This window comes from Mycobacteroides immunogenum (assembly GCF_001605725.1).
GTDB lineage: Bacteria > Actinomycetota > Actinomycetes > Mycobacteriales > Mycobacteriaceae > Mycobacterium > Mycobacterium immunogenum.
On record NZ_CP011530.1, the window covers coordinates 4156289 to 4179130 of the forward strand.

Annotated in this window: 20 protein-coding genes; 14 read left to right on the top strand and 6 right to left on the bottom strand. The window is 65.4% G+C overall.

The genetic code is table 11. The features are described from left to right. Nucleotides 1-82: 82 nt before the first annotated feature. A complete protein-coding gene (locus ABG82_RS20640; protein ID WP_043076610.1) occupies nt 83-1267 on the top strand; it encodes an acyl-CoA dehydrogenase family protein in 1185 nt (394 codons plus the stop codon). Here the strand turns inward: ABG82_RS20640 and ABG82_RS20645 are convergent. Then, a complete protein-coding gene (locus ABG82_RS20645; protein WP_043076609.1) occupies nt 1264-1611 on the bottom strand; it encodes a winged helix-turn-helix transcriptional regulator in 348 nt (115 codons plus the stop codon). The genes ABG82_RS20640 and ABG82_RS20645 overlap by 4 nt on opposite strands. A gap of 137 nt (nt 1612-1748) precedes the next feature. Here ABG82_RS20645 and ABG82_RS20650 point away from each other — a divergent pair, with 137 nt between their 5' ends. Next, entirely contained in the window at nt 1749-2609 is an 861-nt protein-coding gene (locus tag ABG82_RS20650) for an NAD(P)-dependent oxidoreductase (protein WP_043076662.1), read from the top strand. Here the strand turns inward: ABG82_RS20650 and ABG82_RS20655 are convergent. After that, on the bottom strand, nt 2585-4102 hold the full coding sequence (locus ABG82_RS20655; RefSeq protein WP_043076608.1) for a hypothetical protein: 1518 nt from the start codon (nt 4100-4102) through the stop codon (nt 2585-2587). The two genes, ABG82_RS20650 and ABG82_RS20655, sit on opposite strands and share 25 nt — an antisense overlap. A 99-nt stretch (nt 4103-4201) precedes the next feature. Between ABG82_RS20655 and ABG82_RS20660 the strand changes: the two genes are divergently transcribed. The 6 genes from ABG82_RS20660 to ABG82_RS20685 all read left to right on the top strand — a co-directional run bounded on the left by ABG82_RS20660 (nt 4202) and on the right by ABG82_RS20685 (nt 8994). Further along, nucleotides 4202-5107, top strand: a complete 906-nt coding sequence (locus ABG82_RS20660) for a sulfurtransferase (RefSeq protein WP_043076607.1) — start codon at nt 4202-4204, stop codon at nt 5105-5107. After that, nucleotides 5104-5514 (top strand): SufE family protein, encoded by a 411-nt coding sequence (locus ABG82_RS20665; protein WP_043076606.1) that lies wholly within the window; start codon nt 5104-5106, stop codon nt 5512-5514. The genes ABG82_RS20660 and ABG82_RS20665 overlap by 4 nt, the downstream gene beginning before the upstream one ends. A gap of 120 nt (nt 5515-5634) precedes the next feature. Beyond that, nucleotides 5635-7434 carry an acetyl/propionyl/methylcrotonyl-CoA carboxylase subunit alpha gene (locus ABG82_RS20670; RefSeq protein WP_043076605.1) on the top strand — a complete coding sequence of 600 codons (1800 nt, stop codon included), beginning with the start codon at nt 5635-5637 and terminating at the stop codon, nt 7432-7434. A gap of 96 nt (nt 7435-7530) precedes the next feature. Continuing rightward, entirely contained in the window at nt 7531-7854 is a 324-nt protein-coding gene (locus ABG82_RS20675; protein ID WP_043076604.1) for a hypothetical protein, read from the top strand. A 42-nt stretch (nt 7855-7896) separates the two neighbouring features. Continuing rightward, nucleotides 7897-8352, top strand: a complete 456-nt coding sequence (locus ABG82_RS20680) for a pyridoxamine 5'-phosphate oxidase family protein (protein WP_043076603.1) — start codon at nt 7897-7899, stop codon at nt 8350-8352. 51 nt (nt 8353-8403) lie between these two features. Beyond that, entirely contained in the window at nt 8404-8994 is a 591-nt protein-coding gene (locus ABG82_RS20685; protein WP_043076602.1) for an NADPH-dependent FMN reductase, read from the top strand. On the opposite strand, the gene lat is transcribed toward ABG82_RS20685, so the two are convergent. Both lat and ABG82_RS20695 read right to left on the bottom strand, forming a co-directional pair. Beyond that, nucleotides 8982-10280 carry an L-lysine 6-transaminase gene (gene lat, locus ABG82_RS20690; protein ID WP_211278475.1) on the bottom strand — a complete coding sequence of 433 codons (1299 nt, stop codon included), beginning with the start codon at nt 10278-10280 and terminating at the stop codon, nt 8982-8984. The two genes, ABG82_RS20685 and lat, sit on opposite strands and share 13 nt — an antisense overlap. Nucleotides 10281-10404: 124 nt before the next feature. Beyond that, a complete protein-coding gene (locus ABG82_RS20695; RefSeq protein ID WP_043076661.1) occupies nt 10405-10881 on the bottom strand; it encodes an Lrp/AsnC family transcriptional regulator in 477 nt (158 codons plus the stop codon). Nucleotides 10882-10971: 90 nt separating this feature from the next. On the opposite strand from ABG82_RS20695, the gene hglS reads away from it, so the two are divergent. The 6 genes from hglS to ABG82_RS20725 are packed head-to-tail and all read left to right on the top strand — an operon-like array spanning nt 10972 to nt 20166. Beyond that, entirely contained in the window at nt 10972-12279 is a 1308-nt protein-coding gene (gene hglS, locus ABG82_RS20700; RefSeq protein ID WP_043076600.1) for a 2-oxoadipate dioxygenase/decarboxylase, read from the top strand. Continuing rightward, nucleotides 12276-13838, top strand: coding sequence for an L-piperidine-6-carboxylate dehydrogenase (gene amaB / locus ABG82_RS20705; RefSeq protein ID WP_043076599.1), 1563 nt, complete (start codon nt 12276-12278; stop codon nt 13836-13838). Before hglS ends, amaB begins: the two co-directional genes overlap by 4 nt. Before the next feature lie 58 nt (nt 13839-13896). Next, complete coding sequence (locus tag ABG82_RS20710; protein ID WP_043076598.1) at nt 13897-14577, top strand: TetR/AcrR family transcriptional regulator; 681 nt, start codon at nt 13897-13899, stop codon at nt 14575-14577. Between the two features lie 32 nt (nt 14578-14609). Beyond that, nucleotides 14610-19151 (top strand): ATP-dependent helicase, encoded by a 4542-nt coding sequence (locus ABG82_RS20715; protein WP_043076597.1) that lies wholly within the window; start codon nt 14610-14612, stop codon nt 19149-19151. After that, a complete protein-coding gene (locus tag ABG82_RS20720) occupies nt 19148-19537 on the top strand; it encodes a VOC family protein (RefSeq protein ID WP_234707983.1) in 390 nt (129 codons plus the stop codon). The genes ABG82_RS20715 and ABG82_RS20720 overlap by 4 nt, the downstream gene beginning before the upstream one ends. Further along, complete coding sequence (locus ABG82_RS20725) at nt 19534-20166, top strand: pyridoxamine 5'-phosphate oxidase family protein (RefSeq protein WP_043076595.1); 633 nt, start codon at nt 19534-19536, stop codon at nt 20164-20166. Before ABG82_RS20720 ends, ABG82_RS20725 begins: the two co-directional genes overlap by 4 nt. On the opposite strand, the gene ABG82_RS20730 is transcribed toward ABG82_RS20725, so the two are convergent. Then, entirely contained in the window at nt 20136-21029 is an 894-nt protein-coding gene (locus ABG82_RS20730; RefSeq protein ID WP_162269200.1) for a pseudouridine synthase, read from the bottom strand. The genes ABG82_RS20725 and ABG82_RS20730 overlap by 31 nt on opposite strands. A gap of 9 nt (nt 21030-21038) precedes the next feature. Next, entirely contained in the window at nt 21039-22817 is a 1779-nt protein-coding gene (locus ABG82_RS20735) for a glycerol-3-phosphate dehydrogenase/oxidase (protein WP_043076593.1), read from the bottom strand. Nucleotides 22818-22842 lie beyond the last annotated feature (25 nt).

The following is a 22842-nucleotide window of genomic DNA, read 5'->3' on the forward strand; positions in this document are numbered from 1 at the left end:
ATCGCCAAAGCTATATTTGACCGTCCGTACAGTCAAATGCCATGATCGGTGGACCTCACCGCGCCAGACCGAGAGGAACCAGATGACTGCCGTTCTCAAGCCCAATTTCGACAGCGCGAGAAGGCATTTCCTTTTCACCGAGGATCACGAAGCCCTACGTCGATCCATCCGCGGATTCCTCGAACGCGAATTTGTCCCCCACAACCAAGAGTGGGAGGAGAACACCTTCCCCGATAGCGTCTTCACCGCGATGGGCAAGGCGGGATTCCTCGGGATCAACGTGCCGGCAACATACGGCGGACAGGGCGGAGATTATTACAGCGCACTGGTGCTGACCGAGGAACTCTCGCGGGCGTGCCCCGTCGGCGTGAGTACCGGGATCGGCGTCAACACCTCACTGGTGATGCCGGTGCTCAACGCACTCGGCACCGACGAACAGAAGCAGCAGTTTCTGCCGCGCGCCTGTGCCGGCACCGTCATCTTCGCGCTGGGCATCACCGAACCCGAAGGCGGATCGGATGTCGCCTCCATCCGGACCCGCGCCGTACGTGAGGAATCCACCGGCGACTACCTCATCACCGGATCCAAGATGTTCATCTCCAACGGTATTCGCGCCCACTACATCCTGCTGTTGACCAAGACCGATCCCGACGCGGGACACCACGGATTCACCCTCTTCCTCGTCGATCTGTCACTGCCGGGAGTCACCAAGGCGCGTGCGCTCTCGAAGATGGGGTTGCGGTCCTCCGATACCGGCCTGCTCAGCTTCGATGGCGTGCGGGTGCCCGCCACCGCGGTGGTCGGCGAGGTAGGCAAAGGTTTCTTCCACATCATGTCTGAACTACAAGCGGAGCGCCTCGTGATGGCCGCGGGCGCAGTGGCCGCCGCCCAGGCAATGTTCGACAAGACATTGCGCTATTCCTCGGAGCGCAAGGCATTCGGAAAACCGATCGGGAAATTCCAGGCGCTGCGCCACAAGTTCGCCCAGATGTCCACCGAAATCGACGCGGCGCGCCAGCTCACGTATGCGACCGTGCTGCGATTCGCCAACGGCGAGTATCCGGTCCGCGAGATCTCGCAGGCAAAATTGTTCGCCAGCCAGGTCACGTGGAGAGTCGCCGACGAATGCCTGCAGATACACGGCGGCGCGGGAGTCATGACCGAATACGAAATCGAACGGATGTGGCGCGACGCCCGCATCAATCGCATCGGTGGCGGTACCGACGAGATCTGCCTGGATCTCATCGGAAAGAGCTACGGGCTCTAGCTGAGGCAGTTTCGGTCGAGCAGTTCGGCGCGGTTCCGGTCGCCCCACTTCTCTAGCGGCTCCAAGGCGGCGCTCAAATCCTTGCCGAGCTCCGTCAGGGAGTACTCGACGCGCGGCGGAATCTCCGGATAAAGCTCGCGGTGCACGATGCCGCTCGCCTCCATCTGCCGCAGGTTCTCCGAGAGCACCTTCTCGCTCACGCCGTCGAGTTTGCGCCGGATCTCGCCGAAGCGCACCGGCCCGTCGGCCAACACCCACATCAGGTGCAGCTTCCACTTGCCGCCCACGGCGTCGATGGCCAACGACATTCCGCAGAGATGATCTGTGCCACTACTCGCGGTCATGGCGGCCTCCTGACGATATTTCCAACCTCGCGGTAAGTGACCCACCACAAAGTGCGTTCTAGCGCGATCCTACCGACGCGGACACTATGGGCCCCGGGGAATCCACCGAAGAACATTCAATCCGAAAGGGAGACAAGATGTCTGAGGCACAAACCGTGAGCGTGATCGGGCTGGGCCCGATGGGTCAGGCCACCGTGAAATCGCTCCTCAAGGCCGGATACAGAGTCACCGTGTGGAATCGCAGCTCCGGCAAGGCCGACGCGATGGTGGAGCTCGGCGCACGAAAGGCGTCGAATGTCGCCGAGGCACTCGATGCCGGAGCGGTGACGCTCCTCAGCCTTACTCACTACGCGGCGATGTACGACGTGCTGAGCCAGGCCGCACTCGACGGCAAGACCATCATCAACTTGTCTTCCGACTCGCCAGAGAAGGCCCGCGCGGGCGCGGCCTGGGTCACCGCGCGCGGCGCCGCATTCGTATCGGCCGGATACATGTCTCAGGGGGACGACATCTCGCATCCGCTGTCGTACCTCCTCGTCAGCGGACCACATCAGCTCGTGACGGCCCACGAAGAACTACTCAACGCGCTGAGCCCGGTGCACTACGTCGGACCCGACTACGGCTTCTCGCAGGTGTACTACCAAGCGGGGCTGACCCTGCTACATCCCGTCATGCTGTCCTTCGAACAGGCACTGGCCATGGTGGAACGCTCCGGTGGCGACACCGAGCGCTACGTCGGATACGCGGTGAAATTCATGGATTCGATGAAGGAATTCCTCGTACAGTTCGCCGCGGCGGCCAAGATCGGCGGCGTCGAGGACGTCGCCATGCTCAAAATGATGGACGCCGGAGCCCAGCACATCATCGACGCCAGCGAGGAAGTCGGCGTCGATGCCACACTTTCCCATGCCGCACAATCGATGTGGCGGCGAGCTATCGATGCCAGCGATGAACGCGGTGAAATCGTGAGCAGCTACCGGCTGATCCGCGGCGACTGATCAGGCGACGCGGTGAGGTATGCCCTCGACAAGGCGAGGGCAACCACGGTCACCACCACCAACACATACACGGGTAGCAAGTGCTCGAAATGCGTGTAACCAATGGAGAAGTGAACCGCCAAGACCGGCACGGTGCCGAACGCACACCCCAGCAGCAGCGACCACCACACCCAGCGCTCACCGCGGCGCCAGCCCCACATGCTGATCAGCAGTACCGCCAGCCCGGCCCCCATCAGCGCTCCACCGAAACCTGCGCGGTCATGGGCGATGAACGGCAACAGATGTTGATTGGCGGCACGCAGCTGCGATGACCCGGTGCCCAGGAAATCCAGGTCGGTGGGAACAAAGACAGTTGTCAGCCCGACCGTCGAAATCACCGCTCCGGCAACGAACAGGCCTCCACCTACCGCAATCATCAGCAGCTGTCCCCACAACGCACGTCGCCGTTGCGATTCCGGCCCCTCGACAATGGGTGGCCAATGCGCCGCCGAGGGCGCCCGCCAGACCGCGAGTATGAGCATGGGAAAAAGCGTGACCACCACGAGCGTGTGCAACGGCTCAAGGAATCCCGTCACCAGGAAATAGAAGTACGTCAGGAACGCGACCAGCCCGGAGATCAACAGCGCATTGCGGGCCCATCGGTGCCCTCCCCTGATTCCGCCCCAGGCCAGCCCCAGGTACAGAATCCCGATCCCAATCATGTTGCCCGCCATGGTGAGCCGATCATGCTGGAGAAATCCGACCAGATGATGGTTCACGCCATGTAAGTCATGCACGGACAGGCCCAGATAGTCGCGGTCATACCACAACAACACCGGCCCCAATGCGATCACCGCCGCACCGATGCCCGCCACGATCAGGCCCAGCCCGACCAGCGCACCCCATACCCAGGCCGGCCAGCCGCGCGGATCGAACCCGATATCGCGCAATGTCTTTGGTGGTGTGGTCGGAGCAGCGGCTTCGATCACCCGGTTGAACCAGCCTGGTCCGGCATCGATCAGCACCGCCGGTGTGGCGAGCACCGTCGCGGACGGATCAGCCAGTGCGCCGACGGCTGCCTCGATCGAGGGTTCGGCGAGCCGGATCACCCCGGCGTCGCCGGCCACGGATACCGCGTCGACATACGGTGTCACCGCCGCGGCCGCCTCCGCGGTGTCGGCCACCGCGATCACCCGGCACCGGCGATCGGCCGTCGCCGCACGCACGGTCTGCACATCGTCGATACTCACCGGACCGATCTCGACCACTCCCGCGCCCTGCACCGGCAACACCGCCACGGCCTCGCGCGCGATCGAAGGTGGAACCGTGGCCCCGAACCGACCCTGCCATTGCGGGGGAACCGGTGCGTGATCGAACACCCGGGGAATCCAGCGCCTACCGCCGGCACGTGTTACCAGCGCCGCCAGCACCTTCATCGCCCACACCTGCGTCCGGTGCTCGCCCAGAACCGACGAGGCAATGGGGCGCAGCGGGTGATATGTCCAATCCGGCATTGGCGAATTCTCGCACCGCGACCAGCAACGCACCGCCGATCCGAACGCGGTATCCGGCTCGATGAGCCGACTGCCCGCGAACGCGACTAGTCTCAAAGGGTGACCCTCCCGGCCGACCCCAGCCCCGAATTCGCCGCCTACGCCCATCCCGAACGCCTCGTCTCCGCCGACTGGCTCTCGGGACACCTGGGCACCCCCGGACTGTCCATCGTGGAGTCCGATGAGGATGTCCTTCTCTACGACATTGGGCACGTACCCGGCGCGGTGAAGATCGACTGGCACGTCGACCTGAACGATGGCACGGTCCGCGACTACATCGACGGCGTCCAGTTCGCAGAACTGATGAATCGCAAGGGAATCCGTCGCGAGGACACCGTCGTCATCTACGGCGACAAGTCCAACTGGTGGGCGGCATACGCGCTGTGGGTGTTCACCTTGTTCGGGCACCCCGACGTCCGGTTGCTGGACGGCGGGCGTGACCTCTGGATTTCCGAGGGCCGCGACACCACGCTCGATGTCCCGAGCAAGTACACCGAGGGATATCCCGTGGTGGAGCGCAACGACGCCCCCATCCGCGCCTACGCCGATGACGTGCTGGCCCATCTCGGCCGCGGTCCGCTGGTGGATGTGCGTTCACCTGCGGAGTACACCGGCGAACGCACGCACATGCCCGACTACCCGGAAGAGGGTGCGCTGCGCGGCGGACACATCCCCACCGCCGTCTCGATCCCCTGGGCCAAGGCCGCTGCCGAAGACAGCCGGTTCCGCCGCCGCGGTGAACTTGACGAGATCTACGGTGACGTCATCGCCGCGGACGGCGACATCGTCGCGTACTGCCGCATCGGCGAGCGTTCCAGCCACACCTGGTTTGTCCTGACCCATCTGTTGGGTGTCGAAGGTGTCCGTAATTACGACGGGTCCTGGACCGAATGGGGCAACCGGGTACGGACCCCGATCGTCAAGGGCGACAAGCCCGGCGCCGTGCCCTCCACACTGACACCGTGACGCTGCCCGCCGCGCTCGCCGAGATCGTCGCCGACTTCAAGGCCGTCGACGGGCAGGACAAGTTGCAGCTGCTGCTGGAGTTCTCCAGCGAATTGCCCGAGTTGCCATCACATTTAGAGCAGGCGGCGATGGAGCCGGTGCCGGAGTGTCAGTCACCGTTGTTCCTGGACGTCGATGCCAGTGACCGCGACGAGGTCCGGCTGTACTTCAGCGCACCCGCCGAGGCCCCGACGACGCGTGGCTTCGCCTCGATCTTGCAGCAGGGGCTCGACGGTCAACCGGCCGACACAATTCTGGCGGTGCCCGACGACTTCTATACCGATCTCGGATTGGCGGACTTGATCAGCCCGCTACGGCTGCGTGGGATGTCGGCGATGTTGACCCGAATCAAGCGGAGACTGTCCTGAAGCTACTCATCAGTAAGTAAAAACAGGGGCGGCACACCCCATCCCGGATGTGTGTTTGACGCCACGGATGCATAAACTCACTGCCGAGACTTTAAGAAAGCACTAAAACCAGGAGGCCAGGTGCCCAATCACGCCAGCTCGAAGATCAGCAAGGTACTCGTCGCCAACCGCGGCGAGATTGCGGTTCGGGTGATCCGCGCGGCGAAGGACGCTGGACTGGGTAGCGTCGCGATCTACGCCGAACCCGACGCCGATGCCCCCCACGTCCACCTCGCCGACGAGGCCTTCGGCATCGGCGGTAACACCGCCGCCGAGTCCTACCTGGACTTCGGCAAGATCCTGGAGGCCGCCGAGAAGTCGGGCGCCAACGCCATCCACCCCGGCTACGGCTTCCTGTCGGAGAACGCCGACTTCGCCCAGGCCGTCATCGACGCCGGGCTGATCTGGATCGGGCCCAGCCCGCAGTCCATCCGCGACCTCGGCGACAAGGTCACCGCCCGCCACATCGCGGCGCGCGCACAGGCCCCGCTGGTACCCGGCACCCCGGACCCCGTGAAGGACGCCGACGAGGTCGTCGCCTTCGCCAAGGAGCACGGCCTGCCGATCGCCATCAAGGCCGCCTTCGGTGGTGGTGGCCGCGGCATGAAGGTCGCCCGCACCCTCGAAGAGGTGCCCGAGCTGTTCGAGTCCGCCACCCGCGAGGCCGTCGCCGCCTTCGGCCGCGGCGAGTGCTTCGTGGAGCGCTACCTGGACAAGCCGCGCCACGTGGAGGCCCAGGTCATCGCCGATACCCACGGCAATGTCGTGGTCGCCGGTACCCGCGACTGCTCACTTCAGCGCCGCTTCCAGAAGCTCGTTGAGGAGGCCCCCGCGCCGTTCCTGACCGACGCTCAGCGCAAGGAGATCCACGAGTCCGCCAAGCGCATCTGCAAGGAGGCCGGTTACTACGGTGCCGGCACCGTCGAGTACCTGGTGGGCCAGGACGGCCTGATCTCGTTCCTTGAGGTCAACACGCGTCTGCAGGTGGAACACCCGGTCACCGAGGAGACCGCGGGCGTCGACCTGGTGCTCGAGCAGTTCAAGATCGCCAACGGCGAGGCACTGCAGTTCACCGAGGACCCCGAGCCGCGTGGCCACTCGATCGAGTTCCGCATCAACGGCGAGGACGCCGGCCGCAACTTCCTGCCGGCCCCCGGCCCGGTGAAGGTGTACGACACCCCCACCGGCCCCGGCGTGCGCCTGGATTCCGGCGTGCAGGCCGGTTCGGTGATCGGCGGTCAGTTCGACTCGATGCTGGCCAAGCTCATCGTGACGGGCCGCGACCGCAACGAGGCCCTGGCCCGTTCGCGTCGTGCGCTGGCCGAATTCAATGTCGAGGGCTTGGCCACCGTCATCCCGTTCCACCGCGCCGTGGTCTCCGACCCGGCCTTCATCGGCGACGAGGACGGCTTCACCGTCCACACTCGCTGGATCGAGACCGAGTGGAACAACACCGTCGAGCCGTTCACCGCTGACGGCGAGGCGGCCGAAGAGGACGAGACCCAGCCCCGGCAGAAGCTGGTTGTCGAGGTCGGCGGCCGCCGCCTTGAGGTGTCGCTGCCCGGTGACATCTCGCTCGGTGGCGGCGGTGGCGGCAGCGCCAACGGCGTTGTCAAGAAGAAGCCCAAGGCCCGCAAGCGCGGCGGCCACGGCGGCGGCGCTGCCACCGGTGATTCGGTGACCGCACCGATGCAGGGCACCGTCGTCAAGGTCGCGGTCGAAGAGGGCCAAGAGGTCGAGGCCGGCGAGCTGATCGTGGTGCTGGAGGCCATGAAGATGGAGAACCCCGTCACCGCGCACAAGGCCGGCACCATCACCGGCTTGAGCGTCGAGGCCGGCGCCGCCATCACCCAGGGCACGGTCATCGCCGAAATCAAGTAACACGTCTTACAAAAGACGCCGAGTGTGAGCACCTGTGCGCACACTCGGCGTTTTTCGTGGTCTGGCGTTCACACTCGGCGCGAGGAGACAGCACACATGGAACCCATCGAGATCAACGCGGGCACGTGGTACTTGCGCGCCCTGCGCGCCGACGAACGCATGGACGACCGTCCGGCGCTGACGTCCTTGGGTGTCGATGACGCCGACTACGTGGCCGCGCGCGCCGACGATTGGGACCGCGATCGCCTCTACAGCTGGGCCGTCTGTGAACCCACCACCGCGGAGATGGTGGCCGAGGTACGGCTGGACCCGGCCACGGCGCAGATCGAGTCGCGGGCCCGCACCGACTACCCCGGATCGCAGAATGCCGAACAGGAGGCCGTGGCAGCAGTGCGGCGCTTCGCCGACGCCATGCTCTGATTGAGCTTGCGTCCATGTCAGCGACATTGACATACTATCGGCATGGCGCTAGCCGCGGAGCTTATCGACTTCGTCACCACGCATCCCGACGCCGCGATGATTACGTTGCGCGACAACGGAACACCACACATGGCGCGCATCGAGATCTGCGTTGTCGACGGTCGGCTGCGCGCCACCGGCGCACCCACGCTGGTGCGAACGCGAAATCTCCGCCGCGATCCTCGCTGCTCGTTGTTCGTGTTCGGCCCACATCCGCTATGGCTCGGGCTGGAGACCGATGCAACCATCGTCGAGGGCGAGGTCGGTGACGATCTGATCCGGCTGCTGCGCGCCCGCCACGGCATCGACCCTGGGGGCACCGTGCTGGCCCATGACGACGAGCTCGGACACGATCGTCCATACACAGAATCCGAGTATCTGGCACATGCCCGCGCCACCGAGCTCCTCATTTACGACTTCGGGGTGCTGAAGGCGTACGGGAACTACCTATCCGCGTGACGGAAATACGCCACTTGACCTCGAGTGCACTTTAGGTACGACGATAGGCGCGTGAACACGTCGACCACCCCGTTGCGCCTTGCCGTGATCTGCGCCAGCACTCGCGACGGCCGATTCGGCCCCACCGTGGCGAATTGGATCGCACAGAGTGCTCGCGTCCACCCGGCCTTTGACGTCGGCTACATCGACCTCGCGGACTACCCGCTGCCCCTTCACCTTTCCAGACGGCCGGAGGCCCAGGACGCCGCCCAGCTGGCGAGAGTGACGGCGCGCCTGCGCATCGCCGATGCCTTTCTCGTGGTCACGCCGGAGTACAACCACAGCTTCCCGGCACCGCTGAAGAATCTGATCGACTGGCACCACAGCGAATGGCAGGCCAAGCCGGTCGGATTCACCTCCTACGGCGGGATATCGGGAGGATTGCGTGCCATCGAACAGTTGCGGCTGGTGTTCGCCGAACTGCACGCCGTGACAACCCGGGATGTGGTGAGCTTCCACGGCGTCTGGAGCCAGTTCGACGATGAGGGCCGGCTTATCGACAGCCGCGACGCCGAGACCGCCGCCAAGACGATGCTTGACGAACTGGCGTGGTGGGGTGCCGCGCTGCGGACAGCGCGGCAGGACGCCCCCTATGCCTGGTGAGACAACACCCTCGACACCGCGGCCACCGCGGCGTCGATCTCCTCGGCACTGACGATCAGCGGCGGCCGGAACCGCACGCTGTTCGTGCCGCTGGGCAGCAGGATCACCCGCTCATCGGCCCACAGTCGTTCGACTAGACGGTCGCGCTCCTCGGGTGTGGGCAGACTGAACGCACACATCAACCCGCGGCCCCGCACGTCACTGATCTCGTCATTCCGCATCGCGAGAGTCAGCAGGCGTTCCAGCAGATACTCACCCATCCGCATGGCGTTCCCGAAAAGTCGTTGCGACTCAATCACTTCCAGGATGCGACGGGAGCGCACCATGTCGACGAGGTTTCCACCCCAGGTGGAGTTGATCCGAGAGCTGACGGCGAAGACGTTGTCCGCCACCTCGTCGACCCGGCCTCCTGCCATGACACCACACACCTGGGTCTTCTTACCGAAGGCCAGGATGTCCGGAGTCACCCCCAGTTGCTGGAATGCCCAGGCGGCTCCGGTGAGCCCGCATCCGGTCTGCACCTCGTCAAAGATGAACAGGGCGTCGTTCTCGTGGCAGAGCGCCCGCATGGCATGGAAGAACTCCGGGCGGAAGTGGTGATCTCCCCCCTCACCCTGGATTGGCTCAGCGATGAAACATGCGATGTCGTGTGGGTTTTCGGCAAATGCACGCCGCGCCTGCGCCAGCGCCAGCGCCTCCAGCTCCTCGATATCCGCATCGGGACGCACGTACGGAGTGTCGATTCGCGGCCAGTCGAACTTAGGGAACCGCGCCACCTTGTTGGGGTCGGTATTGGTCAAGGACATCGTGTATCCGCTGCGGCCATGGAATGCCTCGCGTAGGTGTAACACCTTGGTGCCCAACTCCGGATCGATCCCGTGCGCCTCGTTCCACCTGCTCTTCCAGTCGAAGGCCACCTTCAGCGCGTTCTCAACGGCAAGTGCTCCGCCGTCGACGAAGAACAGATGCGGGAGGGCCGGGTCACCGAGTACGCGCGCGAATGTGTCAACAAATCGGGCCATCTCGACGGTGTATATGTCGGAATTACTCGGCTTGTTGATGGCTGCCACCCGAAGCTCCGCCAGGAATTCTTCGTCTTCGGCGAGCATCGGGTGGTTCATGCCCAGCGCCGAAGACGCGAAGAACGTGAACATGTCCAGATAGGTGGTCCCGTCGCGCGCGTCCACCAGGTGCGCCCCACGGGAACGCTCCAGATCGAGCACCAGGTCCATTCCGTCGGCCAGAATGCTGCGCCGCAGCACTTCATGCACCCGATCCGGCGTCACCGGATCCGGGTGCGTAGCCACGTCGTCGGTCGTCGAGCCAGTCTGGGACCCAGGGAACATCAGTGCGGTCATATGGCCACACTAACGCAGTATTTACGACTTATCTACACATCAACAAGAATATTTACGGCACGAGCTGGCGACCATCGTAAAAAGTTTGTAAGATGATGGTGCTTCGCGTGCGGACGTTGGCTGTGCTGCGGATCAGCTGCAGCAGTTCCTCGAGCGCACGCGGTGACGGCACCCGTACCAGGAGGATGTAGCTCTCCTCGCCGGCCACCGAGTAGCAAGACTCAATGGCGTCGATGTGCTCGAGCCGCGCCGGAGCATCATCAGGTTGAGAAGGATCGAGAGGGGTGATGGCCACGAACGCCGACAGCAGCTGGCCGACCGACTCGGGGTTGACGCGTGCCGCGTACCCGGCAAGAACCCCACGGGCCTCCAGCCGCCGCACCCGGGTTTGTACTGCCGAGATCGACAGTCCCGCTTTGGCGGCCAAATGCGCAAGAGTCGCCCGGCCATCGCGAGCCAACTCGCGCACCAGAATTCGATCGACATCGTCGAGTGGGCGCTCTGGCGTCCTCTCGGTATCCACAGTCACGGGGGCAGAGTACCGCGACCAGGCAGAACAGGGAACGGACTTGCGCAGGCCAATCACGTCAACTGCGAGACGAACCGAGGGACGAATTCGATGACAGCTCTCATCCAATGCTGGGAGCTCCGGGCCCGTTTCGCCGCAGCGCTCTCGCAGATGTACGGCACAGAGGTTCCCGCGTACAACACCTTGGTAGAGGTGAGTAGCGCGGTGAACCAGAGCTACGCCACAACACATCCCGATGCCGAACGACTCGGGTCTGTCGAGCGGGTGACCGCCGAGCGTCACGGCGCGATCCGGGTCGGCAGCCCCCGGGAACTGGCCGCTGTTGCCGAGCTGTTCGAAGCATTCGGGATGTACCCCGTCGATTTCTATGACCTGCGTGACGCCGCGTCGCCGGTACCCGTCGTCTCCACCGCATTCCGGCCGATCGATGAAAATGAGCTGGCACTCAACCCATTCCGGGTATTCACCTCGATGCTGGCAACCGGTGATCGCCGATTCTTCGATGCGGATTTGCGTGCCAGGGTGGAGCACTTCGTGCAACGTCGCGAGCTGTTCGACCCAGCCCTGCTCGCGCACGCACGGCTGATCAGCGCCGCGGGCGGCTCCACTCCCGCACAGGCCGATGACTTCATCGCCGAGGCGGTCAAGGCCTTCGCGCTCTCGACCAAGCCCATCGACCGCGCTTGGTACGAAGAGCTTTCCGCGATCTCACCGGTCGCCGCCGACATCGCCGGCGTGGACGGCACCCACATCAACCACCTCACACCGCGCGTGCTCGAAATAGACGACCTCTACCACCGCATGACGGCACGCGGGATCACCATGATCGACGCGATCCAAGGCCCGCCCCGATGGCGGGGCCCCGATGTGCTGCTGCGGCAGACGTCGTTCCGGGCGCTGGCAGAACCGCGCCATTTCCGCATGAGCGACGGTTCCGTGGTGAGCGACGCACTACGGGTCCGGTTCGGCGAGGTCGAAGCCCGGGGCATAGCGCTCACCCCCGCGGGTCGCTCCCGCTACGACAAGGCCATGGCCGCGATCGACGCCGCCCAAGCACATCCCGAACAGGCCGCGACCATCTGGGCGGACCACTTTCCGGATACCGAAGCAGGGCTGGCCGAGCAGGAACTCGCGTACTTCCGCACCGATACCGGCCCGGCGGGAGAGATCGTCCGTACTCCCGTCGTGTACGAGGATTTCCTGCCGCGCTCGGCCGCCGGAATCTTCCGATCCAACCTTGATGACGACGGCGCCTACGGGGACAGTGCCGACGCATCAGCCACCGACTACTCGAAGGAATGGATGGCCGGCGCCATAGGCCGGGACATCCACGATCCGTACATGCTGTACGCAGCCATCGCCGCACAATCCGATCTCGTGACAGGAGCACACCGATGACCACCACCTTGCCTACCTCTGCCTCCGGCACACTGCCCTCGGCCGATGAATTGCGCACCCGGGCCCAGAACGCGCTGCGATGGCTCGGTGCGGATCTGGAACTCGGCACCGAGCCTGCCGTTGGCGATGACGGTGTGACGGTCCGCTCCCCCATCACCGGCGATATCCTCTTCACCTTCGCGGCCAGCTCACCAGAAGATGTCGATAAGGCGATCTCCGAAGCCGCCCAGGCCTTTTCACAGTGGCGTACCACGCCCGCGCCCGTGCGCGGCGCCTTGGTGGCCCGACTTGGAGAGCTGCTCACCGAGCACAAGAAGGATCTCGCCGAGCTGGTGACCATCGAGGCCGGCAAGATCGTCTCCGAAGCACTCGGTGAGGTGCAGGAGATGATCGACATCTGCCAATTCGCTGTCGGACTGTCCCGTCAGCTGTACGGCAAGACCATGGCATCCGAGCGTGCCGGGCACCGACTCATGGAGTCTTGGCATCCGCTTGGCGTCGTCGGTGTCATCTCGGCCTTCAACTTCCCCGTGGCTGTGTGGTCGTGGAACACCGCGATCGCCCTGGTCTGCGGCGACACCGTGGTGTGGAAGCCCTCCGAACTGACGCCGCTGACAGCCGTTGCCTGCCAGGCACTTCTGGAGCGCGCGGCCGCCGACGTCGGCGCGCCCCCGCAGGTCAGTCGACTGATCCAGGGCGGGCGTGAGGTGGGTGAGCAACTCGTCGACGATCCACGTGTCGCGTTGGTGAGCGCTACCGGGTCGGTGCGGATGGGCCAGCAGGTCGGCCCACGGGTGGCCGCCCGCTTCGGCCGGTCACTGCTCGAACTGGGCGGCAACAACGCGGCGATCGTCACCCCCTCGGCTGACCAGGATCTCGCGGTGCGGGGCATCGTGTTCTCCGCCGCGGGTACCGCGGGTCAACGGTGTACCACCCTGCGCCGGTTGATTGTTCACCGCTCCATCGCCGACGGACTGGTCGAGCGCATCGTCAACGCCTACGGCCAGCTTCCGGTGGGCAGCCCCTTCGACGAGCAGACGCTGGTGGGCCCACTGATCAACGAAAAATCATTCCGGGACATGCAGGACGCGCTGGAAACCGCTCGCGCACAAGGCGGCACCGTGATCGGTGGCGAACGCCGCGAACTGGGTGACGGTTCCTTCTACGTCACCCCGGCCGTGGTGCGGATGCCCGAGCAGGGCGATGTGGTGCACCGGGAAACCTTCGCACCGATTCTGTACGTGCTCGACTACGACACCATCGACGAGGCGATCGCGCTGAACAACGCGGTACCGCAGGGGCTTTCCTCGGCGATCTTCACCCTGGACATGCGCGAGGCCGAGCGCTTCCTGGCCGCCGACGGTTCCGACTGCGGCATCGCGAACGTCAACATCGGCACCTCGGGGGCCGAGATCGGTGGAGCATTCGGCGGCGAGAAGGAAACCGGCGGCGGCCGCGAATCGGGCTCGGACTCGTGGAAGGCCTACATGCGACGCGCCACCAACACCGTCAACTACTCCACGGAACTGCCGTTGGCCCAAGGCGTTCACTTCGGCTGATCGGCCGGGCTGACCGATCTCACCAAGTCTGACGTGCTCGACTAGTAAAATCGGCGAGATGACCGACGACTCCGATGCCGTTCGCCCCGGCGGCGCATCGGCTCGTCGTCGGCTCACTCCCGAGGATCGGCGCGCCGAGCTCCTCGAGTTCGGCACTCAGCTGTTCGGCGAACGTCACTACGACGACGTGCGCATGGATGAGGTAGCTGAACAGGCCGGTGTGTCCCGGGCGCTGCTGTACCGCTACTTTCCGGACAAGCGCTCGTTCTACACCGCGGTGATGCAGGCCGAGTATGACCGGCTGTACGACGCCACGATTTCCCTCGATATGGACCAGAGTCTTTCCGGTTTCGAGCGGCTGCGGCGCACTCTGCTGGTGTATTTGCACTACCAGGAGGAACATCCGTTCGCGCCGGTCACGGTCTTCCGGATGATCGATTCCGCCGACCCCACCGTCATGGCCATCGAGCAGCAGGAATACGACAAGCAGACCGATCGCATCATGGCGGTGGTCGATCATGTGGCCGGTGACGAGATGACTCCGGCGCTGGTGACCGACCTGAAAGTGGTCATCCGCGCCTGGCTGGCGTTCAATCAGGAATTGGCCCGGCAGCGTGCCCTCAATCCCGAGCTGGACGTCGACTGGCTCGCCGATACCTCGGCGCACGCCATGATCGACGCGGTACGCCGGGTATCCAACATCCCGCAGGCGGTGGCCGATCTGATGGGCGCCGATTAGTAGTTGTCGGTCCCTATTGGCACGATGACCAGATGAGCAGCGAGCCCGTACCGCTCGCCCGGTTCTCGGCACCCACCCGGGAATGGTTCACCGAATCATTCCCGGCACCCACGCAGGCGCAGTCCGGCGCGTGGCAATCCATCGCCAACGGCGATAACACCCTTGTCATCGCGCCCACCGGATCCGGCAAGACCCTGGCGGCGTTCCTGTGGGCGATCGACACCCTGGTTCAGGAAAGGGAGGCCGGGGCAGACGCTGAATCTCGCCGCCCCCGCGGCTCCAGGATCCTATATATCTCGCCCCTCAAGGCACTGGCCGTCGACGTCGAGCGGAACCTGCGTGCCCCGCTGGCCGGCATTGCCCGAACCGCGGCACGGATGGGCCTGCCCGAACCCTCGATCACGATCGGCGTCCGATCCGGTGACACCCCCGCGCAACAGCGCCGCACGCTGATTTCGTCTCCGCCGGACATCCTCATCACCACGCCCGAGTCGCTGTTCCTGATGTTGACCTCCGCCGCGCGCGAGACCCTGGACACGGTACGGACCGTCATTGTCGACGAGGTGCACGCCGTGGCCGGCACCAAACGGGGCGCCCATCTCGCGCTCTCACTGGAGCGGCTGGACGAACGGCTTTCCCAACCGGCACAGCGAATTGGCCTCTCCGCCACGGTGAAGCCCCCGGCTGAGGTCGCCCGGTTTCTGTCCGGCCGCGCCCCCGCCGCCGTCGTGGCCCCCGCGAGTCCCAAAACCTTCGACCTGTCGGTGGTCGTGCCGGTCTCGGATATGAGTGCGCCCGATAACTATCCAGACCCCGAAGCCAGTAACGCCGGCGGAACCTCCATCTGGCCCCATGTCGAACAGCGCATCGTCGATCTCATCGAGGCTCACCGGTCAAGCATCGTTTTCGCCAACTCACGCCGACTCGCCGAGCGGCTCACCGCCCGGTTCAACGAGATTCACGCCGAACGCCTCGGCATAGATCTCACACCCACGGCCAATCCGGCGGTGCCCGGCGGGCCCCCCGCGCACATCATGGGCAGTGGGCAGACCTACGGCGCGGCACCCCTGCTGGCGCGCGCGCACCACGGCTCGGTGAGCAAGGAACAACGCGCCGACATCGAAGACGATCTGAAGACCGGCCGCCTCAAATGCGTGGTGGCCACCAGTAGCCTGGAACTCGGAATCGATATGGGCGCTGTGGATCTGGTGGTCCAGGTGGAGGCACCACCATCGGTGGCCAGTGGACTGCAGCGCATCGGCCGGGCCGGACACCAAGTGGGCGAGGTGTCCCGGGGCGTGCTGTTCCCGAAGCATCGCACCGACCTGTTGGGATGCGCGGTCACGGTGCGGCGCATGCTCGACGGCGATATCGAGACTCTCCGGGTGCCCGCCAACCCGCTTGACATCCTCGCCCAGCACACGGTGGCGGCCTGCGCGCTCGACCCGGTGGACGTCGAGACGTGGTTCGACGTGGTCAGGCGCAGCGCTCCCTTCACTGCCCTGCCGCGCAGTGCGTTTGACGCGGTACTCGACCTGCTGAGCGGCAAGTATCCGTCCACCGATTTCGCCGAACTGCGTCCGCGGGTGGTGTACGACAGGGATGCGGGAACCCTCACCGGGCGCCCCGGGGCACAACGGCTGGCGGTGACATCGGGTGGCGCGATTCCCGATCGCGGCCTGTTCACCGTCTACATGTACACCGGATCCGAGGGCGAAAAGCCCTCCAGGGTCGGTGAACTCGACGAGGAAATGGTCTACGAGTCACGGCCGGGCGACGTGATTTCACTGGGCGCCACCAGCTGGCGGATCACCGAGATCACCCATGAACGGGTAATCGTGGTTCCGGCGTTCGGCCAGCCGGGCAGATTGCCCTTCTGGCGCGGCGACGCGGTAGGACGCCCCGCCGAACTGGGTATGGCGCTGGGGCGGCTCACCGGAGAGCTGGCCTCCGCGCGCGATGACGATTTCGACAAGCGCTGCGCCGCGATGGGATTCGATGATTTCGCGATGGGAAACCTACGCCGGCTGCTCACCGATCAGGTGCAGTCGACCGGCGCGGTCCCCACCGACACCACTCTGATCGTGGAAAGATTCCGCGACGAGCTCGGCGACTGGCGCATCGTGCTGCACTCGCCGTACGGCCTGCGGGTCAACGGACCGCTGGCGCTGGCGGTCGCCGACCGGCTCCAGCAGCGCTACGGCGTCAGCGAGTCGCCAACCGCCACCGACGACGGCATCGTGGTGCGGCTTCCCGATACCGACGACAATCCACCCGGCGCGAATATTTTCGTCTTCGATCCGGCGGAGATCGAGGCGATCGTGACGCGCGAGGTCGGCGGCTCGGCGTTGTTCGCGGCACGATTCCGGGAATGCGCGGCACGTGCGCTGCTGCTGCCGCGCCGCACGCCGGGACGCCGATCACCGTTGTGGCAGCAGCGCCAACGGGCCGCGCAGCTGCTGGATGTCGCGCGTAAACATTCCGATTTTCCGATGGTCTTGGAGGCACTGCGCGAATGTCTGCAGGATGTGTACGACATCGAAACCCTCGTGCGGTTGATGTCGAGCGTCGAGCAGCGCCGAATCCGGATCGTCGAGGTCCAGACCGACACACCCTCTCCCTTCGCGGCCGCCCAATTATTCAGTTACGTGGGCGGATTCATGTACGACGAGGACCGCCCGCTGGCCGAGCGGCGTGCCGCGGCCCTCTCGCTGGATACCAATCTGCTCGCCGAGCTCATGGGGCGCGTGGAGCTGCGCGAGCTGCTCGACCCGGCAGTCATCGACACCACCGAACGCCAGTTGCAACACCTTGCCGAGGAACGTCAGGCCCGCGACGCCGAAGCCCTCGCCGATCTGTTTCGGATTCTCGGTCCTCTGACCATCGAGGAAATCACCGCACGCTGCGCCGGCCCCGGCACCGACTGGCTCCATGAGCTGGTCGCCGCGCGAAGGGTGGTGGAAACCAGCTATGGGCAATGCGTGTGGTGGGCGGCCGTTGAGGACGTGGCGCGACTGCGCGACGCTCTGGGAGTGCCGGTGCCACCGGGCGTGCCCGCGGCGTTCACCGACGCGGCTGCCGATCCGCTCGGTGAACTACTGAGCCGGTACGCCAGGACACACGGCCCGTTCACCACCGGGCAGGCCGCGGGACGGTTCGGCATCGGTGTCCGTGTTGCCGCGGATGCCCTCTCGGCGATGGCGGCACGCGGTCAGCTGGTGCGTGGTGAATTCACCTCTGATGCCACAGATTCCGAACAGTGGTGCGATGCGGAGGTCCTTCGGATTCTGCGCAGGCGGTCGCTGGCCGCGCTGCGCGCACAGGTGGAGCCGGTCAGCACTTCGGCGTTCGCGCGGTTCCTGCCCGCGTGGCAATACCTCGATTCGAATCTGCGCGGTGTCGACGGAGTGGCCACTGTCATCGACCAACTTGCTGGGGTGCCGATACCCGCGTCCGCGTGGGAGCCGCTGATCCTGGCACGACGTGTCCGCGACTACTCCCCGCAGATGCTCGACGAGCTGCTGGCCTCCGGCGAGGCAGTGTGGTCGGGCCACGGCTCGATCACCGCGCAGGACGGCTGGATCGCGCTGCACCCCAGCGGTATTGCTCCCGCCACGCTCACCGCTTCCGGTCCCGTCACGCTGGATGACGCACATCGAACGATCCTGGACAGTCTCGGCGCCGGCGGCGGCTACTTCTTCCGGCAGTTCGGTGCGGGCGCGACAAGACCGGCGCTATGGGATCTGGTGTGGGCGGGCCTGATCACGGGAGACACCTTCGCACCGGTGCGGGCCCTGCTCGGCGCCAGCGCCACCTCGCGTACTACACACCGAAGCCGGCGAGCACCGAGGCTGCGGGCCTACACCCCGATCCCCACCGCGGCACCCGTCGATCCCGCCGTCGCCGGGCGCTGGTCGATGCTTCCCGAAAGACTCCCCGATGGCACTGAACGTTCGCACATGCAGGCCGAGCTGCTGCTCGGCAGGTACGGCGTGGTAACCAAGGGCAGCGTCGTCGCCGAGGGGGTCGCAGGCGGTTTCGCCTGGCTCTACAAGGTCTTGTCGACGTTCGAGGACAACGGGCGCTGTCGCCGGGGCTACTTCGTCGAATCGCTGGGCGGCGCACAGTTCGCCTCCCCGGCGACCGTCGACAGGTTGCGCGAGTATCTCGACACCGTCGACGACGCGCGCAAGCCGTATCGGGCGACGGTTTTGGCGGCGACCGATCCGGCCAACCCCTATGGCGCGGCCCTGCCGTGGCCGCAGGCAACCTCCGAGTCCGGCCATCGCCCGGGCCGGAAGGCCGGCGCTCTCGCGGTGCTCGTCGATGGCGACCTCGCCCTCTATATCGAACGGGGCGGTAAGTCACTGTTGAGCTTCGTGACCGACCCCACGGTGCTGCACGCCGCGGCATTGGGCACGATGGAATTGGTGCGCGACGGCGCCCTCGATGCTCTGGTGATCGAAAGAGCCGACGGCAGATCGGTCTTCGACCTCGGCGATTCGGCGGTCATCGCGGCACTGTTGGAAGCGGGATTCGCCCGGACACCGCGAGGATTGAGGATTCGCAAGTGAAAGTCACCCGCTTCGACCACATCGTGGTCAACTGCAATGACGTCGACACCACCGCGGCCTGGTACGAGCGGGTACTCGGCATGTCCCGCGAAACCTTCGGGCCCGCGGGACGTACCGCCCTCACGTTCGGCGTACAGAAGATCAACCTGCGGCCCATCACCGCGACCCAGAGCGAATGGTTCACCGGCGTCGCCGCGGCGGCCGGCTCCGACGATCTGTGTTTCATCACCGAAGCCTCGCCAGGCGAGGTGCGCCAGCATCTCGAGGCGTGCGGCGTCCCGATCGAGCAGGGACCGGTCACCAAGGTCGGCGCGCTGGGCGACATGACCTCGCACTACTGCCGCGACCCGGACGGAAATCTTGTTGAGATCGCGGTATACCCGTGATCAACAACCACTACCACCACCTCGCCTTCGGCCCGGCCGCGATCGAACGGCAGCGGGCCAACGGCAGTTACGTCGCCTACGGCACACACCTGGAACGCCCCGATGACGGCCCCGACCAGCTGGGCAGCCGGGAACTACGGATGATCGCCGACGCGACCCAGTTCTATCTGGGCACGGTGACGCCGACGGGCTGGCCGTACCTGCAATATCGCAGCGGGCCGGCCGGATTCGTGCGTCATCTCGGCGGCAACACCGTGCGATTCATCGACCTGCCGGGCAACAACCAATTTGTGACGCTGGGCAACCTCACGGCCGACGATCGGCTGGCGATGTTCTTCGTCGACTACCCGCGTAAGCAGCGCCTCAAAGTCTTTGGCCGTGGCAGCGTGCGGGAGGGCGAACGCCGGGAGATCGACGTGACGGTGGAGGCATTTGACTGGAACTGCTCCCGCAGCATCATTCCCCGGTACGACCAGCAGTACCTCACCGATCTCGGTAAGGCCTATCAGGACAAGGCTGCCGCCAAGGAGGCCGAGCTCACCGCCGAGATCGAGCGGCTGCACGCGCGGATCGACCAGCTCGAGCAGCGTGGGGGGCGTCAGCGCCCTAGCGCCCGCACCGACTCATAACGAACATCCTTGCCGCTCAACGGGTCCCGGAATGCCAATGTGCGTGCCAACAATTGCAGGGGCCGCGTGAAGTCGTCGGGCGCTACCTCGACAATGTCCGGGTAAAGCGGGTCGTTGAGAATCGGAGCACCCTGGCTGTTCATGTGTACGCGCAATTGATGCGTCTGGCCGGTGCTCGGGGTCAGGCGGTACCTGCCCACTGACCTGTCCCGCTCGACCAGCTCGACGTGGGTCTCGGCGTTCACCGCGCCCGGTTCCTCCACTGCCTGAAGAATACTGCGCCGCTTGATGATTCTGCTGCGCAACGTCACCGGCAGAGACAGCCCGGGGTCCACCGGGGCCAATGCCTCATAGACCTTGACGACCTGCCGTTGCGCGAACAACGCGTGGTATGCCGCGCGCGCTTCTCGGCGCACCGTGAACAACAGCACGCCTGCGGTGAGCCGGTCCAGACGATGCGCGGGTGCCAACTCCGGTAGGTTCAGCATCTTGCGCAGCCGCACCAGCGCGGTCTCAGTGACATGCCGCCCCCGCGGCATGGTGGCGAGAAAATGCGGCTTGTCGACCACCAGAACGTTTTCATCCCAATGCAATACGTCGATGGCGAAGGGCACGGGCGTCTCCACCGCCGGTTCGCGATAGGTGTACACGACGGCACCGGCAGGTAGCCGGGTGTCGGCGGTGACGCGCACACCCGCGACATCGACGACCTCGCCCCGGTCCACCTGAGCGGCGGCCACCGCACCGAATCGGGCGACCAGCTCATCAAGAACACGGCCACCCGTGCGGATCCGGATTCGCACCGGCCCCAAGCCGTCTCGCACCGGTAGTGGTGGCTCAGGAGCCCTACGCCTGGGGCTCATCGGCGCGGCCTACTTGGTGGGCGAGAGCACGGTGCCGGTTTCGGTCACCGGTTCGACGATGAAGGACCGGGCCTCGGGCGCCGCCACTCGCAGCGCGTCCGCCGACGCGTCATCGGGCTGGCGCTGTGAACGCACTTCGGCATCGACCCGCGCTCGATAGGTATCCACTTCGCGCTCAATGTCCTCCGCCGACCAGCCCAGCACCGGCGCCACCAACTCGGCGACCTCCTGGGCACAGTCGACACCACGGTGCGAATACTCGATGGCGATACGCATGCGCCGCGCGAGAATGTCCTCCAGATGTAGCGCACCCTCGGCCGCCACCGCATAGAGCGCCTCAACCTTCAAGTACATCGGCGCCTTGGTAATCGGTTGCAGCAGGCTGTGATCGGTGCCCGCGCAGGCGAGCACCTCACCGATCAACGAGCCGTACCGGTCCAGCAGATGCCGCACCCGGTACGGATGCAGACCGTAGGTCTCCCCCACATGCTCGGTCTGATTGATCAGCGCGAAATACCCGTCGGCGCCCAGCAGCGGCACCTTCTCGGTGATGGAAGGCGCCACCCGCGCCGGCACGAACTCACTTGCCATATCCACGGCGTCGGACGCCATCACCCGATACGTGGTGTACTTGCCGCCCGCGATGGCCACCAGGCCCGGAGCCGCCACGGCGACCGCGTGCTCGCGAGACAGCTTGGACGTGTCATCGTTCTCGCCCGCCAGCAGCGGGCGCAATCCCGCGTACACTCCGTCAATATCGTTGTGCGTCAACGGTGTTGCCAGCACAGTGTTCACGTGATCCAGGATGTAGTCGATATCCACCTTGGTGGCGGCGGGGTGCGCCAGATCCAGATTCCACTCGGTGTCGGTGGTTCCGATGATCCAATGATTGCCCCACGGAATCACGAACAGCACCGACTTCTCGGTGCGCAGGATGATCGCGACCTCGCTGACAATCCTGTCGCGTGGCACCACGATGTGCACACCTTTGGAGGCGGTGACCCGGAAACGCCCGCGCGTCTTGGACAGCGCCTGGATCTCATCGGTCCACACCCCGGTGGCGTTGATGACGACGTGCCCACGAACTTCGGTTTCGGCGCCGCTCTCGGTATCACGCACCACCACACCGATGACGCGATCTCCCTCGCGTAGCAGCGAGACCACTTGCGTGGAGGCACGAACCACCGCACCGTAGTGCGCCGCGGTACGGGCCACGGTCATGGTGTGCCGCGCGTCATCGACCACGGTGTCGTAGTACCGGATACCGCCGATGAGCGAATTGCGCTTGAGACCCGGCGCCAGCCGCAGCGCGCCCGCACGGGTCAGATGCTTCTGGGCGGGAACAGATTTCGCGCCACCCATTTGGTCGTACAGGAAGATGCCCGCCGCTATGTACGGCCGCTCCCACCATCTGTTGGTCAGCGGGAACAGGAACGGCAACGGCTTGACCAGGTGCGGCGCCAGCGTGGAGAGAGACAGCTCCCGCTCGCGCAGAGCCTCCTGGACCAAGCCGAATTCGAGCTGCTCCAGGTAGCGCAGGCCGCCGTGGAACATCTTCGATGAGCGACTTGATGTTCCCGACGCGAAGTCACGGGCCTCGACCAGCGCGACCTTGAGCCCACGGGTGGCCGCGTCCAGCGCCGACCCGGCGCCCACGACACCACCACCGATGACGATGACATCGAACTGCTCAGATCCCAGGCGTTCCCAGTTCAGTGCACGGGCCTGCGGTCCAAGGAACGTGTAGGTGGGCCCACTCGATCCCGACGAGCTGGTTGCGTCACTCACGGCTACTCCCTTCCACGCCCACTAA

Excerpts from the sequence above, each read along its gene's own strand:
- ABG82_RS20640 (WP_043076610.1), top strand. The coding sequence starts at position 83 with ATGACTGCCGTTCTCAAGCCCAATTTCGACAGCGCGAGAAGGCATTTC.
- ABG82_RS20645 (WP_043076609.1), bottom strand. The coding sequence starts at position 1,611 with ATGACCGCGAGTAGTGGCACAGATCATCTCTGCGGAATGTCGTTGGCC.
- ABG82_RS20650 (WP_043076662.1), top strand. The coding sequence starts at position 1,749 with ATGTCTGAGGCACAAACCGTGAGCGTGATCGGGCTGGGCCCGATGGGT.
- ABG82_RS20655 (WP_043076608.1), bottom strand. The coding sequence starts at position 4,102 with ATGCCGGATTGGACATATCACCCGCTGCGCCCCATTGCCTCGTCGGTT.
- ABG82_RS20675 (WP_043076604.1), top strand. The coding sequence starts at position 7,531 with ATGGAACCCATCGAGATCAACGCGGGCACGTGGTACTTGCGCGCCCTG.
- ABG82_RS20680 (WP_043076603.1), top strand. The coding sequence starts at position 7,897 with ATGGCGCTAGCCGCGGAGCTTATCGACTTCGTCACCACGCATCCCGAC.
- hglS (WP_043076600.1), top strand. The coding sequence starts at position 10,972 with ATGACAGCTCTCATCCAATGCTGGGAGCTCCGGGCCCGTTTCGCCGCA.
- amaB (WP_043076599.1), top strand. The coding sequence starts at position 12,276 with ATGACCACCACCTTGCCTACCTCTGCCTCCGGCACACTGCCCTCGGCC.
- ABG82_RS20710 (WP_043076598.1), top strand. The coding sequence starts at position 13,897 with ATGACCGACGACTCCGATGCCGTTCGCCCCGGCGGCGCATCGGCTCGT.
- ABG82_RS20715 (WP_043076597.1), top strand. The coding sequence starts at position 14,610 with ATGAGCAGCGAGCCCGTACCGCTCGCCCGGTTCTCGGCACCCACCCGG.
- ABG82_RS20730 (WP_162269200.1), bottom strand. The coding sequence starts at position 21,029 with ATGAGCCCCAGGCGTAGGGCTCCTGAGCCACCACTACCGGTGCGAGAC.